Origin of the sequence: Methylobacterium sp. WL9 (assembly GCF_008040035.1) — a bacterium.
GTDB classification, from domain to species: Bacteria; Pseudomonadota; Alphaproteobacteria; order Rhizobiales; family Beijerinckiaceae; genus Methylobacterium; species Methylobacterium thuringiense.
Map to the genome: position 1 here is coordinate 1 of NZ_VRVE01000181.1, position 1,264 is coordinate 1,264.

3 protein-coding genes are annotated in these 1,264 nt (G+C 75.6%); 2 read left to right on the forward strand and 1 reads right to left on the reverse strand.

The window, feature by feature from the left end:
• The coding region (locus FV217_RS22335) for a trypsin-like serine protease (protein WP_147821825.1) at window positions 1-416 on the reverse strand (416 nt) is incomplete at its 3' end.
• Between the two features lie 28 nt (window positions 417-444).
• Here FV217_RS22335 and FV217_RS22340 point away from each other — a divergent pair.
• Together FV217_RS22340 and FV217_RS22345 are read left to right on the forward strand one after the other, a co-directional pair.
• Window positions 445-1,017, forward strand: coding sequence for a hypothetical protein (locus FV217_RS22340; protein WP_147821821.1), 573 nt, complete (start codon window positions 445-447; stop codon window positions 1,015-1,017).
• 32 nt (window positions 1,018-1,049) lie between these two features.
• The coding region (locus FV217_RS22345) for a head-tail adaptor protein (RefSeq protein ID WP_147821823.1) at window positions 1,050-1,264 on the forward strand (215 nt) is incomplete at its 3' end.

Genomic DNA, 1,264 nt, shown 5'->3' on the forward strand with positions numbered 1-1,264 from the left:
GTGCCGGCGGCCGGCATCGCCGCGCTCAAGGCCGCGGGATCGAAGCGGGCCGGCAGCGGCTCGGCGGAGCGCAGCAGGGCGAGATCGATGGAGCGGGTGCGGGCGCGGATCGCGTCGGCCTCGTAGCCGGGGTGCACTGCCCGCGCCGCGACCTCCATCAGGACCGGTTTTCCGGTCTCGTCGCGAAAATGGATGCGGTTCTCGGGCATGCCCGCCACGCAATGCCCGGCCGTCAGCACGACGTCGCGCGCCACCACCACGCCCGAGCAGGCCCCGCCCTTCGAGGTCAGCACCATGATCGCGGAGCGCGCCTCGACGGAATCCGGCGCCTCGCGCCCGCCGACGATGGCGCAGGCGGGGCCGGCGGCGAGGAGGGCGGCCGCGAGGCACGCGAACCGCGTCGGCTTGCGCAACATCCAAAGAAACCCGTGCGGGAGGAGAAGCATGACTCCGATACGCGTCGCGGAACTCGGCGTCGAGCCGGTGGGCCTGCCGGAGATGCGCGGCTACCTGCGCCTCGATCCGGACGACCATGGCGAGGACGCCCTGATCGAGGGGCTCGTCGCCGCGGCCCGTGCCGGCGTCGAGGCGGCCACGCGCCGGCTCGTCCGGCCCGCGCGCTTCCGGCTGATGCTCACGGCCTGGCCGGCGGGCGGCGTGCTGCCGCTGCCGTTGAGCCCCCTCGTCGCGGTGACGCGGGCGGGGATCGTCGGCGCCGACGGCCTCGTGGACGAGATCGACACCGCCCTGCTGCGGCCCGGCCCCGACCCGTGGGAGGCTCCCTGCCTGCTGGTCGACCCGGCCGTGCCGCTGCTGATGCGCAAGGCCGCGCTGATCGAGGTCACGGCCGGAAGCGGCGGCGACGGGCCGCCGGTGCCGGCCCCGCTCGCCCAGGCGATCCGCATGATCGTGGCCGACTGGTTCGAGAACCGCGGCGACGGCGCGCCCACCGGCACGCTGGTGATGCCGCCGGCCGTCGCGGGGCTGCTCGCCCAGCACCGCCTGATGCGGCTCTGAACGCCGACCCCACGCAACCCCGGAGATCCGCGATGACCCAGGCGCCCATCGGCGCGCGGCGGCGCCGCTTCGTGCTCGAAACCCCGCTCGACGAACCGGACGGGTTCGGCGGACATCTGCGCCGCTACGTCGCCGGCCCCGTGCTCTGGGGATCGATCGCGCGGGTCGGCGCGGACGAGCGCACCCGCAACGGCCGCAGCGAAAGCGTCGCCACGCACCGCGTCGGCCTGCGCTGGCGGCCCGGCGT